This window comes from Cupriavidus taiwanensis, from assembly GCF_900249755.1.
Taxonomy (GTDB): domain Bacteria; phylum Pseudomonadota; class Gammaproteobacteria; order Burkholderiales; family Burkholderiaceae; genus Cupriavidus; species Cupriavidus taiwanensis_D.
The window spans coordinates 1045065-1069587 of sequence record NZ_LT976853.1; the positions used below are offsets into that span (position 1 = coordinate 1045065).

General features: G+C 68.8%; 23 protein-coding genes. 7 read left to right on the forward strand and 16 right to left on the reverse strand.

Annotated elements, in window-relative coordinates; translation table 11 throughout:
• The 8 genes from CBM2594_RS04755 to CBM2594_RS04790 form a co-directional block, all read right to left on the reverse strand.
• Entirely contained in the window at window positions 1-339 is a 339-nt protein-coding gene (locus tag CBM2594_RS04755; RefSeq protein WP_116355840.1) for a hypothetical protein, read from the reverse strand.
• Between the two features lie 33 nt (window positions 340-372).
• Window positions 373-2232 carry a type II and III secretion system protein family protein gene (locus tag CBM2594_RS04760; RefSeq protein ID WP_116355841.1) on the reverse strand — a complete coding sequence of 620 codons (1860 nt, stop codon included), beginning with the start codon at window positions 2230-2232 and terminating at the stop codon, window positions 373-375.
• Window positions 2233-2297: 65 nt separating this feature from the next.
• On the reverse strand, window positions 2298-3137 hold the full coding sequence (cpaB, locus tag CBM2594_RS04765) for a Flp pilus assembly protein CpaB (RefSeq protein WP_116355842.1): 840 nt from the start codon (window positions 3135-3137) through the stop codon (window positions 2298-2300).
• Window positions 3138-3181: 44 nt separating this feature from the next.
• A complete protein-coding gene (locus tag CBM2594_RS04770; RefSeq protein WP_116355843.1) occupies window positions 3182-4600 on the reverse strand; it encodes an ATP-binding protein in 1419 nt (472 codons plus the stop codon).
• 77 nt (window positions 4601-4677) lie between these two features.
• On the reverse strand, window positions 4678-5211 hold the full coding sequence (locus CBM2594_RS04775; protein WP_116355844.1) for an A24 family peptidase: 534 nt from the start codon (window positions 5209-5211) through the stop codon (window positions 4678-4680).
• Between the two features lie 59 nt (window positions 5212-5270).
• On the reverse strand, window positions 5271-5444 hold the full coding sequence (locus CBM2594_RS04780) for a Flp family type IVb pilin (RefSeq protein ID WP_116355845.1): 174 nt from the start codon (window positions 5442-5444) through the stop codon (window positions 5271-5273).
• A gap of 93 nt (window positions 5445-5537) precedes the next feature.
• Complete coding sequence (locus CBM2594_RS04785; RefSeq protein ID WP_062797232.1) at window positions 5538-5726, reverse strand: Flp family type IVb pilin; 189 nt, start codon at window positions 5724-5726, stop codon at window positions 5538-5540.
• Between the two features lie 1317 nt (window positions 5727-7043).
• A complete protein-coding gene (locus CBM2594_RS04790; protein WP_116355846.1) occupies window positions 7044-8513 on the reverse strand; it encodes a hypothetical protein in 1470 nt (489 codons plus the stop codon).
• Between the two features lie 769 nt (window positions 8514-9282).
• Here CBM2594_RS04790 and CBM2594_RS04795 point away from each other — a divergent pair.
• On the forward strand, window positions 9283-10305 hold the full coding sequence (locus tag CBM2594_RS04795) for a glycosyltransferase family 2 protein (protein WP_116355847.1): 1023 nt from the start codon (window positions 9283-9285) through the stop codon (window positions 10303-10305).
• 30 nt (window positions 10306-10335) lie between these two features.
• On the opposite strand, the gene CBM2594_RS04800 is transcribed toward CBM2594_RS04795, so the two are convergent.
• From CBM2594_RS04800 to CBM2594_RS04815, 4 genes are all read right to left on the reverse strand, one after another.
• Window positions 10336-10725, reverse strand: coding sequence for a GtrA family protein (locus CBM2594_RS04800; RefSeq protein ID WP_116355848.1), 390 nt, complete (start codon window positions 10723-10725; stop codon window positions 10336-10338).
• The gene (locus tag CBM2594_RS04805; RefSeq protein WP_116355849.1) at window positions 10722-11456 is read right to left on the reverse strand and encodes a class I SAM-dependent methyltransferase; all 735 of its coding nucleotides are present in this window, start codon (window positions 11454-11456) and stop codon (window positions 10722-10724) included. Before CBM2594_RS04805 ends, CBM2594_RS04800 begins: the two co-directional genes overlap by 4 nt.
• A gap of 32 nt (window positions 11457-11488) precedes the next feature.
• A complete protein-coding gene (locus CBM2594_RS04810) occupies window positions 11489-12865 on the reverse strand; it encodes a sigma-54 dependent transcriptional regulator (RefSeq protein ID WP_116355850.1) in 1377 nt (458 codons plus the stop codon).
• Window positions 12866-14032: 1167 nt separating this feature from the next.
• Window positions 14033-15025 (reverse strand): LysR substrate-binding domain-containing protein, encoded by a 993-nt coding sequence (locus tag CBM2594_RS04815; protein WP_116355851.1) that lies wholly within the window; start codon window positions 15023-15025, stop codon window positions 14033-14035.
• Window positions 15026-15106: 81 nt separating this feature from the next.
• Here CBM2594_RS04815 and CBM2594_RS04820 point away from each other — a divergent pair, with 81 nt between their 5' ends.
• On the forward strand, window positions 15107-16405 hold the full coding sequence (locus CBM2594_RS04820; protein ID WP_116357687.1) for an MFS transporter: 1299 nt from the start codon (window positions 15107-15109) through the stop codon (window positions 16403-16405).
• Window positions 16406-16420: 15 nt separating this feature from the next.
• Here CBM2594_RS04820 and CBM2594_RS04825 read toward each other — a convergent pair whose 3' ends face one another.
• The 4 genes from CBM2594_RS04825 to hemL form a co-directional block, all read right to left on the reverse strand.
• Window positions 16421-16924: a TPM domain-containing protein gene (locus tag CBM2594_RS04825; RefSeq protein WP_116355852.1), complete on the reverse strand. Its 504-nt coding sequence runs from the start codon at window positions 16922-16924 to the stop codon at window positions 16421-16423.
• 20 nt (window positions 16925-16944) lie between these two features.
• Window positions 16945-17817 (reverse strand): TPM domain-containing protein, encoded by an 873-nt coding sequence (locus CBM2594_RS04830; RefSeq protein ID WP_116355853.1) that lies wholly within the window; start codon window positions 17815-17817, stop codon window positions 16945-16947.
• 13 nt (window positions 17818-17830) lie between these two features.
• The gene (locus CBM2594_RS04835) at window positions 17831-18457 is read right to left on the reverse strand and encodes a LemA family protein (RefSeq protein ID WP_116355854.1); all 627 of its coding nucleotides are present in this window, start codon (window positions 18455-18457) and stop codon (window positions 17831-17833) included.
• A 109-nt stretch (window positions 18458-18566) separates the two neighbouring features.
• Entirely contained in the window at window positions 18567-19859 is a 1293-nt protein-coding gene (gene hemL, locus CBM2594_RS04840) for a glutamate-1-semialdehyde 2,1-aminomutase (protein ID WP_116355855.1), read from the reverse strand.
• A 240-nt stretch (window positions 19860-20099) separates the two neighbouring features.
• On the opposite strand from hemL, the gene CBM2594_RS04845 reads away from it, so the two are divergent.
• The 5 genes from CBM2594_RS04845 (at window position 20100) to CBM2594_RS04865 (ending at window position 24495) form a co-directional block, all read left to right on the forward strand.
• Window positions 20100-20270, forward strand: coding sequence for a rubredoxin (locus CBM2594_RS04845; protein ID WP_010813017.1), 171 nt, complete (start codon window positions 20100-20102; stop codon window positions 20268-20270).
• A gap of 338 nt (window positions 20271-20608) precedes the next feature.
• Window positions 20609-21127 carry a response regulator gene (locus CBM2594_RS04850; protein ID WP_116355856.1) on the forward strand — a complete coding sequence of 173 codons (519 nt, stop codon included), beginning with the start codon at window positions 20609-20611 and terminating at the stop codon, window positions 21125-21127.
• Window positions 21128-21165: 38 nt separating this feature from the next.
• Window positions 21166-21537, forward strand: a complete 372-nt coding sequence (locus CBM2594_RS04855) for a response regulator (protein WP_012352035.1) — start codon at window positions 21166-21168, stop codon at window positions 21535-21537.
• A gap of 53 nt (window positions 21538-21590) precedes the next feature.
• Entirely contained in the window at window positions 21591-22154 is a 564-nt protein-coding gene (locus CBM2594_RS04860; RefSeq protein ID WP_116355857.1) for a chemotaxis protein CheW, read from the forward strand.
• 121 nt (window positions 22155-22275) lie between these two features.
• A complete protein-coding gene (locus CBM2594_RS04865) occupies window positions 22276-24495 on the forward strand; it encodes a methyl-accepting chemotaxis protein (protein ID WP_116355858.1) in 2220 nt (739 codons plus the stop codon).
• Window positions 24496-24523: the final 28 nt, after the last annotated feature.

Consider the following 24523-nt stretch of genomic DNA (forward strand, 5'->3'; position numbering starts at 1 on the left):
TCAGCGGCCGCCGCCGCCACCCATGCCCACGCCGCCATAGCCGCCGGCGCCGAAATCGATGGTCATCGACGGCGCCCCGCCTTGCTGGCCCTTCGACAGCGAGCGGTCGAAGTTCTTCATCGCCGCCACGGCGGTCTTGCCGTCGGTGCCGGTGACGGTCGGCAGGCCGGCCGGTGCGTCCGGGTTGATGATCTGCATCTGCGTGACGGTGGCCAGCGCGACGCCGCGCTGAGCGTCCCAGACGGGCGTCGTGGTCATGCAGGCTGACAGTCCGAGGCAAGCCAGTCCGCCCAGTACCACCACAGTGGCGCCGCGCGAAAGCTTCAGGGTCTTGTTCATGGTCGTTCTCCGGTTCTGCTGGTGCGCGGCGGATCAGTTGCCGCCCGATGCGGTGCGGCCGGCGGTGGCCGTGGCCCTTGCCTGAGCCAGGCGGGCAGCGGTGGCTTCGATGCGGGCAATGCGCGCGGCGGTGTCTTCGGCGGGTGGTGTCGCCACCGTGCTGCTGCGGGCCGGTGCCGCCGGCGCGGGCAGGGACGGACGCGGGCTGGCTGCCGCCGCGGGTTGCGCGGTAGCCGGCGCCGGATCCTCCAGCGGCCTGCCGGTCGGCACGGCCGAGACCGCAGTCGCCGGCGCGCCTTCGCTGCGCGGTGCCGCGGGCGGTGCGGCCGGCACCGCGGCCGGCGCGGCGGGCTGCGACGGCGCCGGGGCGGGCTGGGTCGGACGCTTGCCGTCGCCTTCCATATTGCCCATGAAGTACAGCGACAGCGGGTTGGGCGTGGAGAAGCTGTCGGTCGGCAGCGGGTAGTTGCTGGTCTGCATCGGCTTGACCAGGCGCGGCGTGATGATGAACACCAGCTCGGACAGGTCCTGCTGGTATTGCGTGCTGCGGAACAGCGTGCCCAGCACCGGCACTTCGCCGGCGCCCGGCAGCGCCTTGAGCGAGCCGCGCGCGCTGTCGGTCAGCAGGCCGCCGATGGCGAAGCTCTCGCCGTCGCGCATCTGCACGGTGGTCGAAGCGCGGCGGGTGGTGATGACCGGCAGGATGGTCTGGCCTGCCAGCGTGCCGCCACGGATGGTGGCGCCCGTGGGCGAGAGCTCGGACACTTCCGGCGCAACCTTCAGGTGGATGCGGCCATTGGCCAGCACCGTGGGCGTGAACTTCAGGCCGACGCCGAACTCTTCTTCCTGCAGCGTGACGGTGCCCGCGCCGTTCAGCACGTTGGCCTGCGCCACCGGGATATAGATCTTGCCGCCCGCCAGGAAGCTCGCTTCCTGCCCGCTGATGGTAACGAGGTTCGGCTCGGCCAGGATCTTGACCAGGCTGTCGTTCTTCTGCGCGTCGAGAGCGAACTCGAACGGCCGGTTGTTGGCCTTGCTGCCGAAGATCGCTGTCGATGCACCGGTCAGCAGCGACGTCACCAGGCCGCCGCTCCAGGAGCCGAAGCCGCCCTGCAGGTTCACCGCGGAACCGAGCTGGTTCAGCAGCGTCTTGGAGACTTCGGCCACCTTCACTTCCAGCATCACCTGCTGCGGCGTGTCGACCGACAGCATGTTCAGCACGCTGCCCTTCTTGTTGCCGTCGCCGCCCTGCGCCGCATTGGCGTAGGCCTGCGCGATCTCCATGGCCTGCTGCGCCGCCTGCGCGTTGGTGACACTGCCGGTCAGCACGAGGTTGTCCGCCGCCGTGGTCACGCGGATGCCGGGCTCGCCGGGCAGCAGCTGGCCGAGCGAGGTCTGCAGCCCGCCGGCATCGGCGTTGACCACCACGTTGATGATGCTGCAGCTGCCGCTGCGGCCCTGCACGATCATGTTGGTGGTGCCCACCGTGCGGCCCAGCACATAGAGCGTCTGCGGCGCCACCATGGTGGCCTGCACCACGCCCGGGTTGCCCAGGGTACGGTTGCGCACCGGCTCCTGCAGCGTGATCAGCTGCGACTTGCCGACCGGAACGACCACGCTCGATTCACTGCGGATGGCGCCCGTGCAGTTGGGCCCGCGCGCCTCCGCGGCCGGCGCGGCCGGTGCCTGCGCGGCCGGCGCGGCGCCGGGCGTCATGCTGATGGTCATCTGCATCGGGCCCTGGGGCGCCCTGGCGGCGGCCGGTGCTGTGGCCTTGGTCAGGTTGCCGGCCTCGACTGCGGCCTGCGCCGCGGCGGCAAGAGGCGTGCACAGGATGGCGGCCAGCACCAGGATGCGGGTGCCGCCGGCGGCTTCGGATCGTGTCTGGTTCATTTTGAATCTCCCCCCGGAGAGGCTGTGTTGCAGCTCAGAATTCGTGGATGCGTGGGTGCAGGCGCTCAGAAGCATTCGATGCCGCCCTGCATGCCTGCCAGCACGCCGATGCAGTTGCCGCGGGCGGGCGCTGCCGCCACCGTGCGCGTCTTGACCACGGTGCGGGTCTCGGTCTTTGTCACGACCTTGGCCGGTGCCTCGGGTGCCTTGCCCAGCAGCGTTCCCTTGGTGGCGCCGCCGGTGTTGATGTCGGCCACGTCGAGCTGGTTGCGCAGCACCAGCGAGAGCGTGCCCACGCTGCGCGCCACGTCGAGCTTCTCGGCCTGGTCGGGCGTGACTTCGAGGGTCACGGCGTTGACCACCTTGGGCTGGGTTTCGTCGCGGCTGACCTGCTGCGCGACCGCCAGCACCAGGATCTTCTCGAGCACGATCTTCGAGATGCTGCTGTTCTGGTTGCTCTTCGCTTCTTCGTTGGTGTTGACGATCACGTCGACGTAGTTGCCCGGCAGCGCGAAGCCGGCCACGCCCACCACGTCGTTGACGCGGACCGTGATGGCGCGCTTGCCGTCGTTGATCACCGCCGACAGCCCGCCCTTGGTGCCGACCGGTGCCAGCTTGGCGTCCAGGATCGGTTCGCCGCGCTGCAGGCTGGTGCGGACCACGCGACCTTCCAGCGCCTTCAGGTCAGTGAAGGCACCGGGCGGCACGCTGCCCGCCGGCCAGCTGACCATGCGCAGTTGCCCGCCATTGAGCGGCTGGCCCAGGTTGAGGTCGTTGGCCGCCACCACCACCTGCTTCACGGAGCCGGACGACTGCTGCACCAGCCATCGCGACGCCGATACCACCGCCGCCACGCCGGCGACCAGGGCGATCAGCAGCATCAGGATTGCGCGTGTGTTCTTCATGATGACTCTCCCCTACAGTTGTCCCGAGTATTCGGTAGTGCAGTTCAGCTGGCGGCGCGGTGATCGTCCGCCCATCGGTGAGCGGCGCCCAGATGCGGCATCGGTTCGGCCGGAGTGCGCAGTCCGTAGTAGCTCTGCCACGCCGACACCAGCCCGGCCTCGGTGACCTGCGTGGCCTGCCCGTGGTAGCGCACCCCGGAATCCACCAGGCGCAGCAGGTCGCGCGGAATGCACGCCAGCAGCGGCGTATCGCTGGCGTAGTGAAGGCTGTCGACCAGGAAATCGAACACCGCGTCGGTGCTGGTCAGCCCGAATTCGGCGACGGTGCGGTGATAGATCTCGCGGTAGTCGTCCACCGACAGCGGCCCCACATAGAGCTTGCTGCCCAGCCGGCGCAGGAAGGCATCGTCGCCGAGCGCCGTCGGCTCGAGATTGGTAGAGAACACCGGCCAGACGTCGAACGGAACGGAGAAGCGCACGCCCGTATGCAGCGTGAACATGTCGACCGAGCGGTCCAGCGGCACGATCCACCGGTTCAGCAGGTCGGCGACGCCGACCAGTTGCCGGCCCAGGTCGTCGACGATGTAGATGCCGTTGTTGGCCTTCATGTGCGGGGGCGCCTGGTAGAAGCCGGAGGCGCGGTCATAGCGCAGGTCCAGCATCGACAGCGTCAGCTCGCCGCCGGACAGCACCACCGGGCGGTGGCACAGCGTCCAGCGCCGATCCAGCGAGCGGTGCGCCAGCGAGGCTTCGCTGTCGTCGAAGGGCACATGGACCAGCGGGTCGAACACCTGGACGATCTCGCCGCCCACGGTGATCGCGTGCGGCACCGGCACCGCGCCGGGCAGCAGCGTGCCCAGCCGTTGTGCCAGGTAGGTCTTGCCGCTGCCGGCCGGTCCGTAGATCATCAGCGCGCGGCAAGTGTTCAGCGCCATGCCGATCGAATCGAGCAGCTGCACCGGGATCACCAGGTCATGGAAGGCCGCGGTGACGTCGGCCTTGGTCACGCTGGCGTGGTTGACGGAGTGATGCCTGACGGCGTCGATATACGCGTCGAGCGTGACCGGCGCCGTGCCGACATAGCTGCAGCGCGCCGCGGCTTCGGCCGCGCGGGCATAGCCTGCATCGGTCAGGCGGAAACGCACATCCAGGTCGCTGGCGCCGCGGTGCGCGATCTCCAGCAGGCGCTCGCGCACGGCGACGGCGGCGATCTCATTGACCACCAGTGCCGGCAGCTTGAGCGTGTCGGTCAGTACCGCCAGCGTGACGGTGCGGTGCTGGTAGGCGGACTTCATCAGCAGCCCGAGCAGCTGCGCGATCTCAAGCCCGGTATCGGCGATCGTGCGCGGCAGCACGTGCCACGGCGGCAGCGGCGGCGTGCCATGCTCGGCGCGAACATTCCTGCCGGTCGCGACGGGCTCGAGGAGCCGTGGTGCGTGACCTGTGTCGTGATGCTCGTTCATTGCCTTCCCCCGTTCCTGATCAGTTCGTTCTTGTTGCCGCAGCGCCCCGCTGCTGGCGGTGCGCCGCCTGGCTTGCGTCATGTGCCTGCGAACAGCATGGTCAGCGTTCCCGCGGCAATCGCCACGCCGTAGGGCATGGAGCCGGCGGAAATCCCGGCCTGGGGCCGCGCGGAGCCGGCGCCGGGCGTCACGGAGGCTTTCAGCATGTGTCCCACGCGGGCCAGGGTGGAGCGCCCTTGTCCGGTCGCAAATACCTGGACCAGGGCCCACAGCCCGCCGATCACGAAGGTGGCCAGCGCAATCTTCAGGGCCATGCCGACGCCCAGCCAGGCGCCCACGGCGGCCATCAGCTTGACGTCGCCGGCCGCCATGCCGCGCAGCAGGTAGAAGGGCAGGAACAGCACAAGGCCCACCATCCAGCCCGACAGCCACGCGAGCGCGCCGCCGGCCAGGCCGTGCATGGCTGCCATCACGGGCAGCGCGGCGATCCAGGCGCCGAAGGTCAGCCAGTTGGGAATGCGCCGCCGCTGCAGGTCGATGGCCGCGGCGGTGAGCACGATGCCGATCGTGGCAGGGCCGATGAAGGGCGCGAGGGCGGTGGCGGCTTGCATGGTGAGGGGCGCTGGCGGCTTGGTTGTGTTCGGGTATGGGGTGGCCGGATGCGGAACGCTTAAGGCATCTTGCCGGCGATCCGCTCGTACATGCCTTGCACGCTCTCGCCGAGCGTCACCACGGTGCCGAAAATGGCCATGGCGATCAGGCTGCCGAGCAATGCGTATTCAATCGACGTGACACCGTGGTCGTCGCGCAGAAAGCCGGTTGACCTGGCGATGAGCTTTGACATCTGGTGTCTCCGGTGTTTGTGTTGTCTGTATTCGGTTGGGCCGCGTGCCGCATGACCGCCCGGAGCCGGGCAGCCATGCGGGCTCGCCGGCTATCAGGCGGGCAGGGCGTTGGTGAGGGTGTCGCCGATGAAGTCGAAGATGATGTTCAGGTTCGTGCCGATCAGGCGGACCGAAACGATGATCACGACGGCAATCAGCGCTGCAATCAGGCCGTATTCGATGGCGGTCACGCCGTCTTCGTCGCGGATGAATTGCTTCAGCATGGTGGTCAGGTTTTGCATGACTAACTCCTTGGGTTGGGAACAAGCACTGCAGGACTACGGAACTGCGATCGGGTGGATGGCGCCGGGTATCAGCGCCTGGAACCCCGGCGGCAGGGCGGCGCGCAGATCGCGCAGGCATGGAACGGCCACCTGCCGGAACCGCCGTGTTCACCGCGCGGGCTGCGTGACTGCAGCCGGCGTAGCGCCGACGCATGCATGCAACGTGCGGCGTGCTGGACATGGCCTGCGCGCGCCCTGCAACGGAACGGCGCGCCGCCGGTGCCCCTGGCAGCGGCAGCGTGGCCGGTGTTCCGGTGTGGCATCGCAAGTTGGCGCACGGCTGGCATGGTCAGGCTCCCCGTATCGTTCTTGGTCAATGCCAGCGAGCGTTGCGCCGGCATTGCGGCAACCAGGACTGCGGTACCGCATGCCTGGCATAGGCAAACGGCGGGCCAGGCCACCGGGAACCGTTGTGCCACAAGGCTTTGCGGGTAGCGCCGCGCGGTCGCCGCGGGCCCGGCGGGGCCGCGCGAGGCATTCCGGCCGGGCTTCGTTGCTGGGTGGAAACGCGGCGCGGACAAGCCATTCCACAGGTCGCTACGAATGCCCTGGATCGCACAATGTGCCCATGTGCGCGGGTTGATGCGCGACGGTCTGCAACGTCATCCAAAAGCATGAGAGCGCGATTGCACGGCGGGGCGGCATGCGCCACAAGCCGTAGTCTTGCTGCGTGCCCTGACCGCATAAGCCGCTGCCGGACAGACTGACGGATGAGGAGGGTCCCTTGAAAGCGCGGCGTTTCCGGTTCGAAACGTCGCGACCGGGAACGGGGTTGCGCGAAGGCCGGCGGAGTTACCGCGCATAGCCGCGACGCCCTTGTGTGGCAAGGCTTGCAGCCTTGCGCGGCCGCGTGATTCATCGCGGAAACATGGGGCGCGAGACGGCGGATCATCGCTGCAGTTCCGGACTTGCACGCGGGCGGCCGCAGCTCGTATCCCGGGGGAACCGGAGCATGGGAACGCTTGGGTTCATGCAGCCTTCGCGTCCTGGCTTGCGCTGCCGCAGGCCGATGGAGCGGGGCTTGGGAAAGGTGTCGCGATGGTGTTGGCGACGTGCGCCGCAGGGCTGCGGCAACCGCGGGATGCAGACGGTGGCGCGGACCCTGCGGATGGCGCGGGCCTGGCGGGCGCGCAGGGATCCCACGCAGCCCGCCCTGTCGCGGGCAGAGAGGTATGGCGCGACCTGCCGCAGCCATGGCGGACTCCGGCCATGGCGCGTCGGGCCGTGCGCGTATCCGGCTAGCCGGATACGCGCACGGGCGGACAGCAGGCGGTCCTAGCGTTCGCGGACATAGGCGACGGCCACATCATCCTGGTGGACTTTGCGCCAGCCCGGCAAGTCATCGATCCACTTCGATGCAGGACTCCCGGGTTCAAGAACCGCCCAGCCGATCTGGTATTGCTCGAACATGGCCTGCAATACGTCGGCATCGCCCGCATAGGCTTTCATATACCTTCGCACGAAGGCGTCGCCGTAGAGATCGGCGCGGCCGTCGATGAGCGGGGCAATGCCGGAGAAGATCAGGTAGCCCCCGAAGTTGTAGCTGTTGAACACCGGCCCGCCACCCCCTGCCGCCATGGCCGCGCTGACGGCCTCGCGCGGCTGTATGCGGCGATGGTCGTGCTCGATGCCGTTGGCAAGCAGGACGATGCTGGTCATGAACAGTGCCAGGCATAACGCGGTAAGCGTGCGTAGCAGCGGCGGCGACAGGTTCAGCTTGATCTCCGGACGGATTGCCGCGCGCAGCTGGGGCCCGACGCTTGGCATCAGCAACAGCGGGGCCAGCAACCCGAGCAGTTCGGCATAGCGCGCCGAGACCAGGGTCAGGTGGACCAGCCCGAAGCACATCACGATGCGCATCGCCGGCAGGCGGAAGCCGAAATAGAGCGCACCGAACAGCACAAAGCCAAGCCACAGCTCGATGGGCTGGACCAGGCGGAAATCCGGCGCCTTCCATTCGCCGATGACGCTGAGCGTATAGCTCATGCCGGAGACGTGGAAGGGAAAGAGCAGGCCGTCCACGCCGTTTGGCGTCAGCAGGCCCGCCAGCACGGTGAGTGCAAGGAAAGGGGCCCATGCCTTTGCGCTGCGGACCGGCTGCTTGTCGGCAAGGACGGCCTCGGCGGCCAGCGCGCCTGCCAGGCCGATGCCGAGCAGGAAGCTGCCGTGCAGGTTGGCCCACGCCAGCATCACGAGCAGCAGCCACAGGCCCGGCCGCTTGCCTTGCTCGCGCGCAAGCACCAGCTGCGCGGTCCAAATCACCATCAGCGGCCAGGCCATGGCGTGCGGGCGGGCAACCAGGTGCTGGGCCAGCGTCAGGAAGGTGAGCAGGGTTGCGCTGAACGCGTGCAGCGGTTCGATATAGCGCAGCAGGAACCGCAGCAGCACGGTCAGCGTGACGGCGGTCGCCAGCGCGGTGACCAGTACCGGCCCCGCCCAGCCGAACCAGGCATGGGAAGCGGCAAGGATAACTTCGGCGAGCCATTCATGAGGGACCCATTTGGCGCCGTGAAACGAGAAGGAGAAGGGATCGGTGGAGGGTACCGCCTGGTTGGCAAGGATCCATTTGCCGGCGGCGATATGCCAGAACGTATCGGCATCCACCAGCAATCGGCCGCCGGCAAATGACAGCAGCGAGAACACGCCGAGCCCGTACAGCGCTGGCCAGAACCAGCGTTGCCTGGCGCACTGCCGGAGCAGGCTGTCCGAGCCGGCTGCCCCGACCCAAGTGGTATTGGTTTTCATGGCGTCTCGCGATGGCTTCGATGATGGCCCGTTCCCGTCGACCCGGCGCGCACTTCCCCAATGCGGCACGCGGGCGCGTTGCGTGGTTGCAAGGACTGCGCCATTGCTGGGAATGCCTTGGTTTTACCGGGTTTTCCGGCTTGGCGCGTGGATCCGGCCCGGCTTGCGGGCGAGGGAACGGGGCCGCCGTTTCCGCTTCGAATCGTGCTTAATTTCCTGTTGGACGACGGCCTGTGCAGCAGGATGGCAATATCCCGCCAGTTCTGCGCCGAAAGGATGATCAGGAGCGCGCCACGCACCGTGCCTTTGGCGGATCAGGCCACGAAAAGATGCGGCTACGTCATGGCGCATCGCGCTTCGCCAGGCTCGGGGCGCCGGAAGCCCGGCGTTTCAGGTGAGAAACGCGGACGGATGGCGGTGGCATGCGAGCTTTCGCTCGCGACCCGCAGGAATCCAGAGGCCATGCGGGCGCGCAGCCGAATCAGACGGTGATTCAACCTGGAAACGCTTGCGCAAGGCGGATTTTCTGGCTTGGCCAGCGGGCCTCGGTGGTGCTTGTATATCCCTGGTCGGCTGACCAGAATGAAGCGAATGCATCGATGCGTCGCGGCTGCATTTTTCAGGGCAACGCAGCGACAGCAGGCAGCGGCAGGATGGGCGCCGCACGACGTGCCGTGCCATCCGGCAGCCGCACCGATAACAAGACCATGCGGACGACCGCGCAAGCACGACGGCGTCCACCAACGCCAGGCCGTCCGGGGAGAGCATCATGTCGGGTCCATACGAAAGCAGGCTGCTGTCTCTGGTGGTGCCCTGCTACAACGAATCCGAAAGCATCGGCCAGTTCTTCGCCAGCGTCATCCCCGTGCTCGAGTGCATCGACGCGATCCGCTTCGAGATCGTGCTGGTGAACGACGGCAGCACCGACGACACCCTGGAACGGCTGGTCGCCCATTCGCAGCGCGACCCGCGCGTGCGCGTGGTGGACCTGACCCGGAACTTCGGCAAGGAGGCGGCGCTGACGGCCGGGCTCGACGAGGCCCTGGGCGATGCGGTAATCCCCATCGACGCCGACCTGCAGGACCCGCCCGCTTTGATTCCGGAGATGGTCAGGCGCTGGCGCGAGGGCGCAGAGGTGGTGCTGGCGCAACGCAGCAGCCGAGCCTGCGATTCCTGGCTCAAGCGTGTGACGGCAGGGGCTTACTACCGCGTCCACAACAAGCTGTCCGACCAGAAGCTGCCGGTGAACGTCGGCGATTTCCGTCTGATGGACCGGACCGTGATCAACGCGCTCAAGCAATTGCCGGAGCGGCATCGCTTCATGAAGGGCCTGTTCGCCTGGGTCGGCTACCGCACCGTGATCGTGCCGTACGAGCGCGAGGCGCGCAGCGCCGGACGGTCGAAGTTCTCCGGCTGGCGCCTGTGGAATTTCGCGCTGGAGGGTATCACCAGCTTCAGCACCATGCCGCTGCGCAGCTGGACTTACATCGGCGTGGCGATCGCGCTGGGGGCGTTCGGCTACGGCGCGTTCATCGTGGCGCGCACGCTGGTGCTGGGCGTCGATGTGCCGGGCTATGCCTCGCTGCTGTCGGCGCTGCTGTTTCTCGGCGGCATCCAGCTGATCGGGCTGGGCGTGGTCGGCGAATATGTCGGGCGCATCTACGACGAAGCGAAGGGCCGGCCGATCTACCTGGTGCGGCGGCGCTACCAGGAGACCGGGCAAGGCCGGAACCTGGCGTCGGGACGGCGCGTGATCCGGATCGATCGCGGGCAAGTCAGCAACGGCCGCTGAGGTTTGCCGTCTCCAAGGCCCTGCCGCGCATCAATCGCGGTAGGTCCAGGTGCGGTGGAGCAGGTAGGTGAACACCGGCACGGTCAGCACCACGCCAGCCAGCCCGGTCCAGTAGCTGGCCCCGAGCCGCTGCGCCGTCCACGCGATACCCATGGTCAGCACCAGCCCCAGCAGCGAGACCCCGGCAAAGCGCCACAGGGTGCGGCTGTGCAGGCGCGACGAAAAGCTCCACAGAGTGTTGAGCAGGTACGAGCATGCCGTCGCGCAGAGAAAGGCGACGCAGTTGGCCGCTACGGGCGAGGCCCCGCTCGCGCTCACCAGCGTTGCCGTGATGGCGACATGCACCCCGGTCGAGGTCGCGCCGGAAACCAGGAAGCGCGTGAACCGGCGCAGCCCGGCTGCGGTGCCGCTGGCGTTCACGATGCGCGCAGCACTGCCATCAGCGAAATGCCGAACGGCAGCGAGCCGTGCGCAAGCCAGTGGCGCTCGGTGCGGAACACGCGGTGCAGCGCGCCGTTGACCGGTGCGGGCGGGACGGCGGCGCCGCTTGCGTGGCGGCTGCCGCGCAAGCGGTCGCCGATGCGCGCGGCGACTGCGAGCGGGAACAGCATCGTATTGAAGTACGACATCCGTTCCACGCGCAGGCCGCAGCGGCTGGCCAGTGCGTGCAGCGAACCCTTGCTGTAGCGGCGCTGGTGATGCAGGAACACGTCGTGCGCGCTCCACAGCCACTGGTACGCGGGCACGGTGATGAAGACCGCGCCGCCCGCCTTCAGCAGCCTGGCGGCGCAGTCGAGCGAGCCGGCATCGTCGGCGATGTGCTCGAGGCAGTCGAGCAGGCAGACCAGGTCGAAGCTGCGCTCGGCGAACGGCATCTGGTCGGGGCACTTGCCGTGGCGAAGGTCATAGGCGTCAGCGGTTTTCTCGCGAGCCAGGCGCAGCGCGGTGCCGTCCATTTCCACCGCGCTGACCTTGCCGAACTGCGACAGCATCGCCAGGTTGCCGCCGGTGCCCGCGCCGATCTCGAGGATAGCCGCATGGCGCGGCAAGGCCAGGCCGCAGAGGATGGTGGCGACGATCTCGCGCCGGCCACGGAACCACCAGTGGCTGGCCTCGGTGTCGGCCATTTCGAGGTAGGCGTCAGGGGACATGGGGCGATCCTTCAGTGGCAAGCGTCGCGGTGTCAGCCCTGCACGCAGATCAACCCCAGGTCTCCCTTCTTCACCTGCAGCTTGTAATCCCGCATCAACCGGAACAACGTCACCCGCGAGATCCCCAGTTCGGCGGCCACGTCGATCAGCCGTTCATGGTGGCGCTGCAGCGCTTCGACGATGGCGTTCTGTTCGGCGGCCTCGCGGATCGCGGCGAGCGTCAGCGGGCGCTCGTCCGCGGGCGCGGCCAGTTCCAGGTCTTCGGGCTGGATCACGCCGTCTTCGCACATCGCGGCGGCGTGGCGGATGCGGTTGATCAGCTCGCGCACGTTGCCGGGCCAGGTATGCAGCTGGATTGCGCGCAGCGCCATCGGCGAGAAGCCGCGGATGCGCGCCGGCGACTGCTTGCGCACGGTCTCCAGCACATGTTCGGCGATCAGCAGGATGTCGCTGCCGCGCTCGCGCAGCGGGGGCTGGCGCACGCGCAGCACGCACAGCCGGTGGTACAGGTCGCCGCGGAAGCGCTCGGCGGCGATCGCGGCTTCCAGGTCGACATGGGTAGCGGAGATGATGCGCACATCGACTTCGACCGACTCGGTGCCGCCCAGCCGCTCGATGCGACCGGTCTCCAGGAAGCGCAGCAGGCTGGTCTGGCTTTCGATCGGCATGTCGCCGATTTCATCGAGAAACAGCGTGCCGCCCTGCGCCATCTCGATGCGGCCGGGCTTGCGCTTGGTGGCGCCGGTGAACGCGCCGCGCTCATAGCCGAACAGCTCGGACATCAGCAGCGTGGGCGGGATCGCCGCGCAGTTGACCGCGATGAACGGGCGCGACGCCCGCACCGAGGCGCGGTGGATGGCCTGCGCGGCGAGTTCCTTGCCGGTGCCGGACTCGCCCGAGATCAGCACCGGCGTATCCCAGCGCGACACCTTCTCGATGCCGCGGAACAGCGATTGCATCGCCGGGCAGCTGCCGATCATGCCATCGGGACGGCCTGTGCGCGCGGGCTCGTGCTGTGCGCCGGGCCGCAGCCGGGCCATGCCCAGCGCATGCCCCAGGGCCTCGGCCAGGCGCGGGTGCTCGAGCGGGGCGGTGTGGTAGTCGACGAAGTACAGGCCGAGCAGCCGGCGCGCGCTTTCGCTCAGCGCATGCTCGCCGGCGACGATGCCGATCCAGCCGATGTGCCGCTGCGCCAGCCACGGCTCGAACGCCTCCAGTTCGGCATCGCCGAAACCGCCTTGCAGGTCCAGCAGCGCGGCCAGCGGCTGGTTGCCTGGAGGCAGCGCGTGCAGGTCCTGCAGGTTCGATGCGAAACTGATTTTCCAGCCACGCTGGGCGAACAGCCGGCACAGCGAGGCGTCGTGGTGCTGCGACAGGTACAGCAGCGGGCGGTTGGCGTACGCGCTCATGATATTTCCCCGGATTTTTGTTTTTAGCGGAACTGGCGGCCGGCATGGCCGGCCGCTCGCTCCGTTGGCTCTAAGGCTTGCGCCGGCGCATCATGCCGATGCGCGCGGCGCGCTCCCCAATTTCTGTTGTCCACCCCGTTCTTATCCGGGCGCACCGGCATGCCGGCCCGTCCGCTTGCTGCCTGCGAGACGCCGGATTGGCCGGCATGCCGCAGCAATCCAGGTTGCACGGACCGCTTGCTTGCGCTCGCGGCCCGTGTCCTGAATGACCTCCGCCTTGTCTTGTCGACGCCCAGGCCGTGGCCGGTGCCGATGCGGGCCAGTTCCTGCCGCGTGGCCCCCGCTTACAGCGCCAGTCCAATTCCCGCCCTGGGTTGCGGGGTCGTCCTGAAACTGATCCTCGGCGAACGCGTGCCAGTTGTTTGCCGCTCTCGTTCCAGACTTCCCCTTTGTGCCGGGCTTCTGTTCGCGCCGACATATCTGCGACGAATGTGCCAGAGAGGTCTAAGCCGTTGAAAGGAAAGGGAAAGCAATTTTGGGGTGGGCGCTCCCCGGCCCACGGGCGATGCAAAACGTTCCGCCCTTGTTACGTCGCGCGGCTTTTTTATATTGCATTGCAAAAAAACTTCCCTGGGCAAAGGTACGTATCGGGCACAGCAATGCCGGTCCCGGTGGACGGCAAGGCATTTATCGTTTGCCACACCTACCTGAATGAGGGAGTGCAAAACCGGCAACGCCGGCGATGGGGGGCTCCGATACTGCACGTCGCTGTCCTTCGAAACAGTTTCGTTTCCGATACAAGGATTTGAACTGCATACATCTTTCGCTGACATTGACGCCGCCGGAAACCTCAGCCATTTGGTGTCGCGCGCACCGTCGCAGCGGCGGCGGGATGAAGACAATCGGCGCGTTGACAGGCTTTCGCACGAAGCGCGGCTGTGGCCCTCAGCCGCTTCTCATCTGTTTGGATGGGGCGGGTAAGTTTTTCAGTGTGGCGGGCATGCCGATGCGAATGGTTGCATCCGTGAAACTCGCACATCGTGAACACGGGGTTGCGGCGCCTTGGCATGGCGCGTGGCGGTACGGCCCGGGCGACCCTCAAGCCCTTGATTTTGCGGCGCTAGACGAAAATGATTCGTATTGCCAACATCGCCGCGCCAAACAATTTCACGGATGAAACCGCCCGGCATTGCCGGCGTCGACGGTAGTCGCCCGCGCGCCTTCCTGCCGCACCTGTTCCTGCAGCCAGGCATGGAACTGCTGGATCGCTTTCTCGCGCGGGTTGCCTTCGCGCCAGGTCACCCAGTAGTGCAGGCTCGACGGGATCCGGGTGGCACCGATCTGCACCAGCTCGCCGCTGGCCAGGTAGTCGTGCGCCAGCTGCGCGCGCGCCGTGGCCACGCCCAGCCCGGCCACGGCGGACTGCAGCATCAGGCCCGCATCCTGGAAGATCGGGCCGCGCTCGGGTTCGTCGCCGGGCAGGCCGGCGGCTTCCAGCCAGTCGCGCCAGGGGCGCAGGGCAAAGCGCAGCATCGGCAGGCGCGGCACGTCGGCCAGCGTAAAGCCGGGGTAGCGCGCCAGCAGCGCCGGGCTGGCCACCGCGATCACATGGTCTTCGATCAGGTTGTGGCACTCGAAGCCGGGCAGGTCGATGCGCTGGTGCCAGATGCCGACATCGACGCTGTACGGGTCCGGCGGCGTGATCTCCGCGTGCAGGCGCAGGTGCAGGTCCAGCGACGGCACCTGCGCGTGCAGGCTGGGCAGGCGCCGGATCAGCCAGGCATTGGCGAGGTCGGCCATCACGCTGACCTGCAGCCGGATTACCGGCGGCGCGGCGCTGTTGCCGGCCTCGCGCAGCGCGCTTTCGATGCCGTCGAGCGCGCCGCGCACCTGTTCGGCCAGCCGCGCGCCCACGCTGGTGGGCACCATCTGGCTGCCGCTGCGCTGGAACAGCTTGGTGCCGAGGCTGGTTTCCAGCGCGCGGACATGGTGGCTGATGGCGCTGTGGGTCAGCGCCAGTTCCTCGGCCGCGCGCGAGAAGCTGCGGTGGCGCGCGGCGGCCTCCAGTGCGCGCAGCGCTTGCAGCGGCGGCAGGTGGACGGGGTGTCGGGCGCGACCTTGGGCGCGAGCTTGGGCGGGTCTGGCGGGGGCTTTGGCCATGGCCGTCAAATTCTACTCACAATTGCCGCGGGTATCTTTCGTTGGCTTTGCACCGGGATGGGGAAGACAATGCAGGCCATCATGACGACTTCGACTTCCAACTTGTCTTCCGCATCCTCGCAGCCCTCGCATGCGCAACCGGCCGCCGGTGCCGCGGCCGGCGCCCGCTGGCGCGTGCTGGCCGTGTTCTCGCTGGGCTTCCTGGTGTCCTATGTGTTCCGCGGCGTCAACCTGGGCTTCGCCCCGCACCTGACGCGCGAACTCGGCCTCAATGCCGGCGACCTGGGCCTGCTCACCAGCTTCTACTTCCTTGGCTTTGCCTGCGCCCAGCTGCCGGCGGGTATCCTGCTGGACCGCTACGGCCCGCGCCGCACCGAGGCGGCGATGCTGCTGGTGGCGGTGGCCGGCTCGCTGGTGTTTGCGCTGGCGCCCGGCATGGCCGGGCTGGCCGCCGGCCGGCTGCTGATCGGGGTCGGCGTGTCGGTATGCCTGGGTGCCGCGATCCAGGCACTGTCGATGTGGTTCCCGCTGTCGCGCATGCCGTTGCTGAACGGCGTGGTGATGGCCATCGGCGGCCTTGGTGCAGTGCTCGTCGGTACGCCGCTGACTTGGCTGCTGTCGTTCACCGACTGGCGCACGATCAGCATCGGCCTCGCTTGCGTGTCGTTGGCGATGGCGGCGCTGCTTTGGTTCGGCGCGCCCGACAAGCCCCGCGTCGGCAAGGAAAGCCTGCGCGAGCAGCTGCGCGGCACGCGCCAGATCCTGGGCAGCGAGCGCTTCTGGCGCGTGGTGCCGCTGACGCTGCTCAACCAGGGCGTATTCCTGGCGGTGCAGACGCTGTGGGTTGGCGCCTTCCTGCGCGATGTGTCCGGCTACGATGCGGGCACCGGCGCGCGGCTGGTGTCGGTGATCGGCTTCGCCATGATGGCCGGCTGCGTCGGCTCGGGCTGGGCCGCGCGCCACCTGGAACGCCTGGGCGTGAGCCTGTATGCCTTTGCCGGCATCGGCATGACCGGCTTTATCGTGGTCCAGCTGCTGCTGATGGCGCAGGTGCCGCTGCCGCCGGTGCTGCTGTGGGCCGCGTACGGTGTGTTCGGCTCCAGCGGCATCCTGACCTATGCGGTGCTGGCGCGGAGCTTTCCGGATGCGCTGATCGGCCGCGCCACCACGGCGCTGACGCTGACCGTGTTCCTGTCGACCTTTGCGTGCCAGGTGGGCGTCGGCTTCGTTCTGGACCTGTGGCCCGCCACCGGCGGCCACTACCCCAAGGCGGCGCACCTGGCGGCATGGGCCGGGCTGGTGGCGCTGCAGGGGCTGGCGGCGGTGTGGTATGCGATCGGCGGGCGGCGCGCGCGCCGCGAGGCGGCGGCCGCCCGCTGAACCTGGCGGGTCCGGTTACAGGAACACCGGCCGATCGTCCAGCTCGTTCGGGTTATGCCCGCCATCCGACGGAAAGTGCGTGGCCAGCAGCGCATGGATGCGCGCCACCGTGGCCAGCACCGGCCGCACCGACAGGTCTTGCCGCAGCCCCTGCGCCAGTTCGTCGCACAGCTCGCGCCAGGTGGCCGGGCCCACGCTGGCGTCGATGCCGCGGTCGGCCAGCAGCTCGACGGCGTGGTCGGCCAGGTTGATGTAGAGCAGCACGCCGGTCTTGTCGGCGGTGTTCCAGACTTCGAGCGCGCCGAACAGGAAGCGCGCGCGCTCGCGCGGCGTGACGCCGGCCCAGGCGTCGCCTACCGGCAGGCTGGCTTCGATCACCACGCGGATCTCGCCGCGGTGGCTGGATTCGCCGGCGTGCACGGCATGGTGCAGCTGCTGCTGCGCTTCCGGCGGAAACAGCTTGCGCGTGGTGCCGGCGGTGGTGGCGATATGGTGCAGGGCGCGCTTGAGATGCGGCATGGTCGTCGTTCCTCGTGCTGTCACCAGTTGCCGGACGCGCCGCCGCCGTCGAAGCCGCCGCCGCCCCCGCCGCCAAAGCCACCGCCGCCACCAAAGCCGCCGCTGTCACCGCCGCCGCCCCAGCCGCCGCCCCAGCCGCCGCTGCGCCGGCCCCAGTCCTGCCCGATGGTGTAGCCGCCCAGGCCGCCAAGGCCGCCGGCGATCACGTCGCGGCCGCGCCGGGTGGTGACGATCTGCGGCCCGCGCCGGCGCAGGATGGCGCTCAGGAAGAAGAACACGATGATCGCCAGCGGCAGCAGCGCCGGCAGCCACTGGTCCAGCGCCGAGGCCTGCTGCGCCTTGCGCTGCGGCGCGGCCAGGCCTTCCTTGTCGATGGTGGCCTGGATCGCCGAGATGCCGGCCGCCAGCCCGCCGTAGAAATCGTTCTGGCGGAAGTGGGGCGCCATCACGTCCTGCAGGATGCGCTTGGACATGGCGTCGGTCAGCGAGCCCTGCACGCCGCGGCCCACCTCCAGCCGCATCTTGCGCAGGCCGGGCGGGTTGTCCTTGGCGATCAGCACGATCACGCCGTCGTCGATGCCCTGGCGCCCGGCGCGCCAGGCGTCGGCCACGCGGATGCTGTAGGCGTCGATCGGTTCCGGATCGGTGGTGGGCACCATGAGCACGAAGATCTGGCTGCCGCGCTGCTGCTCGTATTCGGCCAGCACGTTTTCCAGCGCGCCGCGCTGCTGCGGCGTCAGCGTGTTGGTCAGGTCGGTGACGCGCTGGGTCAGCGGCGGCACCGCGACGAAGCCGTCGGCGGCCAGCGCCGGGCTGCCCAGCAGCGCCGCCAGCCACAGCAGGACGGCGGCCAGCCAGCCGTGCCGGGCGCACCAACGCCAGGGGTGGCGCATCGCTGCCATCCCGTCAGAACTTGACTGCGGGCGGCGTGGAGATGGCCTTCTCGTTTTCCACGGTGAACGAGGGCTTGACCGGGTACTTGAAGATCATCGCCGTCAGGTTGGTCGGGAAGCTGCGCGCCAGCACGTTGTACTGCTGCACCGCGGCGATATAGCGCTGGCGGGCCACGGTGATGCGGTTCTCGGTGCCCTCGAGCTGCGATTGCAGGTCGCGGAACGAGGCATCGGCCTTGAGCTGCGGGTAGTTCTCGGACACCGCCAAGAGCCGCGACAGCGCGCCGGACAGTTCGCCCTGCGCCTGCTGGAAGCGCTTGAAGGCTTCCGGGTCGTTCAGGGTCTCGGGCGAGACCTGGATGCTGGTGGCGGCGGCGCGCGCCTTGGTCACGGCCTCGAGGGTCTCGCGCTCGTGCGAGGCGTAGCCCTTGACGGTGTTGACCAGGTTGGGGATCAGGTCGGCGCGGCGCTGGTACTGGTTGATGACTTCGCCCCAGGCTGCCTTGACCGCCTCGTCCTGGGCCTGGAAGTCGTTGTAGCCGCAGGCGGACAGCAGGCTGGCCATGACCGCCAGCACCAGCCAGCGCAACACGGACAGCGGCGAGCGGGTGGGCAGCGAAGAGGACGAGGATGCGCGCATCGGAGGCTCCGGCGGTTGGACGAACTTGAAGTGTAGCGCACCGCCCTTGCCGTCACGCGTGGGCCGCCGGCGCAACGTCGCGCCGCCGGCCCATCGGCCCGCGGGGCGCTCAGCAGGCCGCGAAAGCCTTGCGCGCGGCGTCGAAGGTGGCGTCGAGGATGGCGTCGTCGTGCTGCGCGGAGACGAAGCCGGCTTCGAAGGCCGAAGGCGCCAGGTAGACGCCGTGGTCCAGCATGGCGTGGAAGAAGCGGTTGAAGCGGGCGGTGTCGCTCTGGGTGACTTCGGCGAAGCTGCCGGGCACGCCGTCGCGGAAATAGAGCCCGAACATGCCGCCGACCGCATCCGCGGCGAACGGCACGCCGGCCGCCCGGGCGGCTTCGGCCAGGCCGTCGGCCAGCTTGCGCGTCTGCGCGGCCAGGCGGTCATGGAAGCCGGGCGCCTGGATCAGCTTGAGCGTGGTCAGGCCCGCCGCCACCGCCAGCGGGTTGCCGGACAGCGTGCCGGCCTGGTACACGCCGCCCAGCGGCGCCAGGCTGGCCATGATGTCGCGCCGTCCGCCGAAGGCCGCCGCCGGCATGCCGCCGCCAATGACCTTGCCCAGGCAGGTCATGTCGGGGCGGATGCCGTAGTGCGCCTGCGCGCCGCCCAGCGCCACGCGGAAGCCGGTCATGACTTCGTCGAAGAGCAGCACCGCGCCGTCGCGCGTGCACAGTTCGCGCATCGCCTGCAGGAAGGCGTCGGTGGCGCGCACCAGGTTCATGTTGCCGGCCACCGGCTCGACGATCACCGCGGCGATCTCGCCGGCATGCTTGGCGAAGGCCTGCTCCAGCTGCTCGACGTTGTTGTACTCCAGCACCATGGTGTGGCGCGTCACGTCGGCCGGCACGCCGGCCGACGACGGCGCGTTGCGGGTGGTGTCGGCAAAGGTCAGCAGGCCCGAGCCGGCCTTGACCAGCAGGCTGTCGGCGTGGCCGTGGTAGCAGCCTTCGAACTTGATGATCAGGTCGCGGCCGGTAAAGCCGCGCGCCAGGCGCAGCGCGCTCATGGTGGCTTCGGTGCCGGAGGAGACCAGGCGCACCTGCTCGATCGACGGCACCAGCTTGCAGATTTCCTCGGCCATGGTGATCTCGGCCTCGGTCGGGGCGCCGAACGAGAAGCTGTGCGCGGCGGTGTCCTGGACCGCGCGCACCACCTCCGGATGCGCGTGGCCGACGATCATCGGGCCCCACGAGCCGATGTAGTCGATATAGCGCTGGCCGTCCGCGTCCCACATATATGCGCCCTCGGCGCGCGTGATGAAGCGCGGCGTGCCGCCCACCGAACGGAAGGCGCGCACGGGCGAATTGACGCCCCCGGGAATGGTCTGCTGGGCGCGGTCGAAAAGCTGCTGATTACGGGACATGGCGTTGAGGTGAGGACTGGACTGCAGGGATCGTGCTCGGCGGGCCTGGCGCATGCCTTTGACATGCGGCAAAAACAGCGGAAGTTCGCTGCAATTGCCCGCCAATCGTGCGCTAACAAGGCGCTATCGGGTGCGAACACGGCGGAACTGGCCCGATTCCGGCCGCGTCCGGCTGGCGCCGGCGGCACGGTTTCGGTACCATCTGCGCTGGATTTTAATGGAGAGTGGCCAGAGCCTGTTATGGAATACAAGACTTGGATGTGCCTGATCTGCGGCTGGATCTACGACGAAGCCGCAGGCGCGCCGGAAGACGGCATCGCCCCCGGCACCCGCTGGGAAGACGTGCCGATCAACTGGACCTGCCCGGAATGCGGCGCGCGCAAGGAAGATTTCGAGATGGTCGCGATCTGAGCGGCCTCTATCCAGAAGAACAACGATACGGCAGGCGCGCGCGTCGCGCCGATGCGACAGAACGCCGCCGGGGGCTGGCCGCACCGGATTGACGGCCCCCCGGCGTCTTGTCACACTCTGTTGCAAAATGACTGGCCGTCCATCCGCCTTTGGTGGGGAGGACGGCGGGCCGATGCGGGGATCACGCATCGCCGCTGCCGGGCTCAGCCCGGCCTTGGAAGGGAAATAAGAAGAATTTTCGGGGGTCCGTCGGGGCGCGCATGGGTCGCGTTGCTCCGCACGGGTGTTCTCTGGTGCTTGCCGGCGCTCCGCCAGGAGCCGCTGGTCGCGGGAACAACATGCGGGTCGCTCAATTAGAAGACAACCAGCGGGTCAATACCGCCGGCGCCCAGGGTGTGGCGCCTGGCGTTCCTGTTCCGGGTACCGCGCCGGACATCATCACGCCTGAAACCGCTTCGCAGCCGCGCCGCAAGGTGCTGGTCATCGACGATTCCAGCACCATCCGCCGTACCGCGGAAATCTTCCTGGCGCAGGCCGGCTACCAGGTGACGCTGGCCGAGGACGGCTTCGAGGCACTGGCCAAGGTGGGCGAGCTGCACCCCGACCTGGTCTTCTGCGACATCCTGATGCCCCGGCTGGACGGCTACCAGACCTGCTCGCTGATCAAGAAGAGCCCGCGCTTCCACGCCATTCCCGTGATCATGCTGTCCTCGCGCGACGGCGTGTTCGACCGCTCGCGCGGCCGCCTGGTCGGCGCGCATGACCACCTTGCCAAGCCATTCACCCGTGACGCGCTGCTGCAGGCCGTGCAGGCCTGCCTGCCATGCCGGCCCGCGGGCGAGGCGTTGCCCGCCTGAGCGGCAGGCACGCCGTGTACGAATCGAAGGAAAACCTCATGACCGCCATTCACAAGATCCTGATCGTCGACGACTCCCCGACCGAAGCGCTGTTCATGTCCGACCTGCTCGGCAAGCGCGGCTTCAAGGTCGCGGTCGCCAGCAACAGCGAGCAGGCCTTCGCCCGCCTGCAGGCCGAAGCCTTCGACCTGATCCTGATGGACGTGGTAATGCCCGGCCAGAACGGCTACCAGGCCACCCGCGCGATCAAGCGCGACGACCGCTTCAAGGACATCCCCGTGATCATGTGCACCAGCAAGGGCCTGGACACCGACCGCATCTGGGGCATGCGCCAGGGCGCGTCCGACTACATCGTCAAGCCCGTCGACGGCGAAGAGCTGCTGGGCAAGATCGCCGCGCTGGCGCACTGAGCCGCCAGCGCGGGCCGCACGGCAAGCCACTGCCACCTGTTCCGGGGACCGCCATGAACGCGCCACGCCAAGACCTTCGCGCCCGCCACACGCGCCTGCAGGACTACCAGGCCATGCTGGCCCGGCGCCTGCGCGAGGCGCGCAGCCTGCCGGCCGCCGACAGCTACCTGGCGCTGCAGGTCGGCGCGCGCCACTGGCTGCTGCCGCTGGCCGATGCCGGCGAGGTGCTGGACATGCGCCAGCCCAGCCCCGTGCCGCTGACGCAGCCGTGGTACAGCGGCCTGGTCAACGCGCGCGGCAGCCTGCTGGGCGTGATCGATTTCAGCCTGTTCTGCGGCGGCGCGCCAACGCCGTTGCAGCCGGGCAGCAAGATCGTGGTGCTGTCGCGCGACGCGGAGCGCGCCTGCGCGATCCTGGCCACGCGCGTGGCCGGCCTGCGCCATGCGGCGGACCTGGGTTTGCCGCACGGCGATGCCGCCGCCCCCGGCCCGGGCGCGGCCCCGCCCTGGGAAGGGCAGCGCTATGCCGACCGCGAGGGCCGCGACTGGCAGGTGCTGGACGTGCGCGCGCTGCTGGACGCGCCCGCCTTCCTGCAGGCCGGCCGGGCCGCCGCCTGACCACACGCGCGCACACGCGCCGGTCACGCCAGGCACAGACAATGACGGCGCGCAGGCCAGCGCCTGCCGCACCCGGCACTAGCCGCCGGGCATGACAACGATAAAACGAAAAGAGGGTGCCATGGGTTTCAAGAAATTCAGCCTGGGCCGGCGCACGCCGGCCGCCGACGCTGCCACCGGCCTTGCGGATGGCCTGGACGGGACGGGCCTGGCCTATGCCGGCGGCCCCGAACCCGCGCCGCTGCCGCCCGCCGCGGGGCTGGGCGCGACGCCGCTGGAGCACGTGGGCCGCTGGCTCGGGCGCATGCCGTTCACGTCGCAGCAGCGGCTGCTGACCGTGGGCGTGGTGGTGTCGCTGGTGGCGCTGCTGGGCTCGGTCTACCTGGACAACCGCATCGCCAACAATGCCGCCGCGCAGATCGAGGTGGCCGGCGACATGCTGATGCACTCGCAGCGCCTGGGCAAGGCGGTGCCGGTGGCGCTGCTGGGCAATGCGCAGGCCTTCACCCAGCTGCGCCAGTCCAGGGACGCGCTGTCGGGCGACCTGAAGGCGCTGCAGCAGGGCAGCGACGAAAAGCGCGTGCGCGCCACCACCGGCGCGGCCGAACCGCTGCTGGAGGCCGCCATGGCGTCATGGCAGCGTTCCGAGAAAAGCGCCGCCGACGTGCTGGCGCAGCAGCCGGTGCTGACCACCATCGGCCAGACCCTGCAGATCTTCAACGCGTCCAACCCCGAGCTGCTCGAAGCCGCCGAACAGGTGGCGGCGATCAAGCTGCAGTCCGGCGCCAATGCGCGCGAGGTGGCGGCCTCGGCGCAGCTGGTGATGCTGACCCAGCGCCTGGGCAAGAACCTGAACGAGTTCCTGGCCGGCGAAGGCGTCAACCCCGAGACCGCGTTCCTGCTGGGCAAGGACACCAATACCTTCCGCGAGACCCTGGACGGCCTGCTCAACGGCAGCGAGGCGCTGCGGCTGTCCGCCGCCGCCGACGAAGAGACGCGCGGCTACCTGCAGCAGCTGTCGCAGCGCTTCGAGGCGGTGCAGAAGACCACCCAGACCATCCTGCAGAACCTGCCCGGCCTGATCGCCGCCAAGCGCGCGCAGCAGCAGATCTTCAATGACAACGAGGCGCTGCGCGCCGAGCTCTCGGCGCTGCAGCGCGCCTACGCGCAGTCGGCGCGGGTGCGCCCGGTGACGCTGGGCGCGACCGTGGTGTCGGCGGCGCTGACGCTGCTGTGCCTGGTCGGCCTGGCGGCGCTGTACCTGCGCGATTCGCGCATGCGCGCGCTGGAAGCCGAAGCGCGCGAGCGCGAGGCCGAGGCCCGCCGGCTCGACGAAAAACGCAACAACGACAACACCCAGAAGGCCATTTTGCAGCTGATGAACGAGCTGCAGGACATCGCCGACGGCGACCTGACGCGCCAGGCCACCGTGACCGAGGACATCACCGGCGCGATTGCCGACTCGGTCAACTACACCGTGGAAGAGCTGCGCGAGCTGGTCGGCCGGGTGCAGCAGACCGCGGGCGAGGTGACGCAGGCGTCGGGGCAGGTGCAGTCCACCTCGACCCAGCTGGTGTCGACCACCGAAGAGCAGTCGCGCCAGATCCGCCAGACCGGCGAGTCGGTGGTGGAGATGGCCGACCGCATCACGCAGGTGTCGCGCGGCGCGGCCGAGTCCGCCAACGTCGCGCGCGCTTCGCTGTCGGCGGCGGAACAGGGCCAGCAGGCGGTGCAGAACGCCATTGCCGGCATGAACGACATCCGCGAGCAGATCCAGGAGACCTCCAAGCGCATCAAGCGGCTGGGCGAGTCGTCGCAGGAGATCGGTGAAATCGTCGAGCTGATCTCGGACATTACCGAGCAGACCAACGTGCTGGCGCTGAACGCCGCCATCCAGGCGGCGTCGGCCGGCGAGGCCGGGCGCGGCTTCTCGGTGGTGGCCGAAGAAGTGCAGCGCCTCGCCGAGCGCTCGGGCGAGGCCACCAAGCAGATCGGCGCGCTGATCCGCACCATCCAGACCGATACCCAGGACGCGGTGCACGCGATGGAGCGCAGCACCCAGGGCGTGGTGGAGGGCGCGCGGCTGTCGGACAACGCCGGTGCCGCGCTGGTCGAGATCGGGCGCGTGTCGCGCCAGCTCGCCGAACTGATCGAACAGATCTCGCAGTCCACCTCGCACGAGGCCGACCTCGCCACCACCGTGGCGCGCCATATCGAACGCATCCTGCAGGTCACCGAGCAGACCACCACCGGCACGCGCCAGACCGCGCAATCGGTGCGCCAGCTGACGCTGCTGAGCGAGGAACTGCGCAACTCGGTGTCGCGCTTCAAGATCGCCTGAGTGGCCGGATGACGCCTGCGACCGCTTC